A 3,505-nucleotide genomic window follows, 5' to 3' on the forward strand; every position below is an offset into this window, starting at 1 on the left:
AAATTCCCAGTGCCAGGGCTCGGGCAGCGATCCCGTCTGCCGTGCCCAGCCGGGATGGATCCACCCGAACTTCGGCGCATTCGCCCGCATCCACTGATGCTGTGCGGTGCCGAAGGAATTGATCCCGCCGCCGAGGTCGACCGCCAGTGCCCACCCATGGTTTGACGTTCCCGGAGTCGCCGCCATCCGCCCCTTCCGTCGTTTGAGGACCACCTGCGTGGCGTAGTCCCGGTAGGCGTCGGTGACCGAGATCGGGGCACCGAACCGAGCCTCGAACGCTGTCGAGAGCCGATCGAAAGCCGCTTGAGCATCGCAGCGCAGCATCTGCCCGGGAGCCGACTCCAACGCACACATCGCCGAGGCGGGAATCCGCCCATTGCGGTGGCCGCCCCACGCTCCGGCACCGGAGGCGGTCGAATCCCCGCCTCCTCTCGGTTCTTTCGCTGGCTTCCGCGACAGAGGCAGCAATGCCGACTGTTCCTGACCGAAGAACTTGCCCGGATCGATGTACCTCTTCTCGCTCGCGGTCGGCCACGCTCCGATATGCAGGCACGAGCGCTGACAGTGGCCACCAGCGCCTACCGTGCCGATCTGCTCACCAGCTTTGAAGTCTTCGTCCTCATTCAACGTCGTCGCGGCCGGTTGGAAGGTGAGAACGTGATCGGACTCGGTGAGAATGCTGACGGTCGCAGTCCCCGCCACCGTGCCGGCGAAGCGGATCGTCCCTCCCGTCGGTGCCCGCAGCGGCTCGCCAACAACTGCGAGCACGTCGATTCCGCGATGGCCGGCCAGCCACGGCTTGTCCGGAGGATCGAAGGCTTCGATGATCTCCATCGCCGGAACGGGTGTGACCCAATTCGTCGGTGCACTCCTGTGCGGGGCGGTGTGCGCAGAAATCGAGGCGGGTCCCGTGGCGGCGCTCGCCGTCGGGGGAGTGCCCGTGAGCACAAGTGCCGCTGCGACGACCACGGCAAGAAGCAGTGACTGCGGTGAGCCCAGGCTTGAGCGTCTCGCTCGGAGGCGGAACAGCAGGCGGATGTGGTCGAGCGCGAAGTGAGTCATGGGAGCATGCAAACCCGTTGTGCGCGGTCGTGTCACCCGTGAGCATCACCCCTGTGGATGGACTTCGTCCATCCACAAGGCGCGAACGTTCGAGTCGCACGCCAGTCCCACAGGAAGCGGTGGTCGAGTGCACGTAGACCACTGTGATCCGGCTCCCCACGACCGAAGGGACCGTGCGTTCCGGCGCTCGACTCGCCCAGCGATCCACACCCGTCGACGCACGAGTCGATGCGATGATCCGGATCGGTGGGCCGCCTCGGCGGGGGATCGATCGTGATTGGAAATGACTTGCCCAACCGGGATAGACTTGAGCCCAGCAGAAGCGTGTCTTCTGACTACGCGTATCCGAATTCTTCTCCTTCCCGTGGTGCAGGCAGCCGTCAGGTATGCCTGTGGGGCGGACGAACCGGGTACCAGGAATCAACCGAAAATGTCATCGACGTATCCCGTCGATCAGAACGACGTGGACCTGAGAAGGTTCGCTGTGAGAACGATCGACGCGCGCGTGACGTAAAAGCACCCCGAGGGTGCACAGAAAGGAGGGCGTCGGCATGGCCGTCGTCACCATCCGCCAGCTGCTCGACAGCGGCGTACACTTTGGACACCAGACCCGTCGTTGGAACCCGAAGATGAAGCGCTTCATCTTCACCGAACGCAACGGCATCTACATCATCGACCTGCAGAAGTCGCTGGGCTACATCGACAACGCCTTCGAATTCGTCAAGGAGACCGTGGCCCACGGCGGCTCGATCCTCTTCGTCGGCACCAAGAAGCAGGCCCAGGAATCCATCGCTGAGCAGGCTCAGCGCGTGGGCCAGCCCTACGTCAACCAGCGTTGGCTCGGCGGTATGCTCACGAACTTCCAGACCATCTCGATGCGTCTGCGCCGGCTGAAGGAACTCGAAGAGATCGACTTCGACGACGTTGCAGGTTCCTCGCACACCAAGAAGGAACTGCTCATTCTGCGTCGCGAGAAGGACAAGCTCGAGAAGACCCTCGGCGGTATCCGCGACATGCAGCGCACCCCGTCGGCCGTCTGGATCGTCGACACCAAGAAGGAACACCTCGCGGTCGACGAAGCCAAGAAGCTGGGCATCCCGGTCATCGGCATCCTCGACACCAACTGCGATCCGGACGACGTCAACTACCCGATCCCGGGCAACGACGACGCCATCCGCTCGGTCTCGCTGCTGACCCGCGTGGTCGCCGACGCCGTGGCCGAGGGCCTCATCGCCCGCCATTCCTCGGACGACGCCAGCGGAGAGAAGAACGTCTCCGCCGTCGAGCCCATGCCCGAATGGGAGCGCGAGCTCCTCGAAGGCAAGACCGAAGAGGAGCCCGCCGAGGCTGCCGCTCCGGCTGCCGACGCCGCTGCGGCTGCTCCTGCGGCTGACGCCGAGAACGGTGAAGCTGCTCCTGCCGCCGACTCCACCGAGTCGACCGAGTCCTGATTTCGTTTAACTCCACCATCCTGAGGAGAAAGAATGGCAAACTACACTGCCGCTGATATCAAGGCACTGCGCGAGAAGACCGGCGCCGGAATGATGGACGTCAAGAAGGCTCTCGACGAGGCCGACGGCGACCAGACGAAGGCCATGGAGGCCCTGCGCATCAAGGGCCTCAAGGGCGCCACCAAGCGCGAAGGCCGCTCGACCTCCGACGGTCTGGTCGCGACCTCCGTCGAAGGCGGAGTCGGCACCATGATCGAGCTCAACTCGGAGACCGACTTCGTGGCGAAGTCCGAACCGTTCGTCAAGCTCTCCGAAGAGGTCCTCGAACTGGCCGTGGCGAACAAGGCCGATTCGGCCGAAGCGCTGCTCGCCGCCGAGACCGACGGCAAGCCCGTCTCCCAGTTCATCACCGAATCGGGTGCTTCGCTGGGCGAGAAGGTCGAACTGCGTCGCGTGGGCCGCGTCGAAGGCTCCAAGATCGCCTCCTACCTGCACCGCACCAACAAGGACCTGCCCCCGCAGGTCGGTGTGCTGCTGGCATTCGAGGGTGACGACGAGACCGTGGCACACGATGTCGCCGTGCACATCGCCGCCATGGCTCCGAAGTACTTCTCCCGCGAAGACGTTCCCGCCGATCTCGTCGAGAACGAACGTCGCATCGCCGAAGACACCGCGAAGAACGAAGGCAAGCCCGAACAGGCTCTGCCGAAGATCATCGAGGGTCGCGTCAACGGCTTCTTCAAGGAGAACTGCCTGCTCGACCAGGGATTCGCCAAGGATCCCAAGCAGTCCGTGGCCAAGGTTCTCGAGGCTGCCGGCGTCAAGGCCACCGGCTTCCTGCGCTTCCGCGTCGGAGCCTGATGCACCACTGACCGTGAAGCAGACTGATCTCTGCTTCCCAGGTTCACCGAGTGAGTGAGAACTCACCGGCGAAGCGGGGTCGGACCAATCGGTCCGACCCCGTTTTTCGCTAGACTGACCCAGACGCCCGA

Annotated in this window: 3 protein-coding genes; 2 read left to right on the plus strand and 1 reads right to left on the minus strand. The window is 64.1% G+C overall.

The features are described from left to right. On the minus strand, positions 1–1,062 hold a 1,062-nt coding region (locus ACTIIH_RS14255; protein WP_441452568.1), incomplete at its 3' end, for a D-alanyl-D-alanine carboxypeptidase family protein. A gap of 551 nt (positions 1,063–1,613) precedes the next feature. Between ACTIIH_RS14255 and rpsB the strand changes: the two genes are divergently transcribed. After that, positions 1,614–2,513 (plus strand): 30S ribosomal protein S2, encoded by a 900-nt coding sequence (gene rpsB, locus ACTIIH_RS14260; protein ID WP_441452570.1) that lies wholly within the window; start codon positions 1,614–1,616, stop codon positions 2,511–2,513. Positions 2,514–2,546: 33 nt separating this feature from the next. Next, positions 2,547–3,374, plus strand: a complete 828-nt coding sequence (tsf, locus tag ACTIIH_RS14265; RefSeq protein ID WP_101553675.1) for a translation elongation factor Ts — start codon at positions 2,547–2,549, stop codon at positions 3,372–3,374. The last annotated feature ends 131 nt before the right edge of the window (positions 3,375–3,505 follow it).

The sequence above is a fragment of the Brevibacterium sp. genome (genome assembly GCF_052105255.1).
GTDB lineage: Bacteria > Actinomycetota > Actinomycetes > Actinomycetales > Brevibacteriaceae > Brevibacterium > Brevibacterium linens_B.

Coding starts and splice junctions, on each gene's coding strand:
- rpsB (WP_441452570.1), top strand. CDS start 1,614: ATGGCCGTCGTCACCATCCGCCAGCTGCTCGACAGCGGCGTACACTTT.
- tsf (WP_101553675.1), top strand. CDS start 2,547: ATGGCAAACTACACTGCCGCTGATATCAAGGCACTGCGCGAGAAGACC.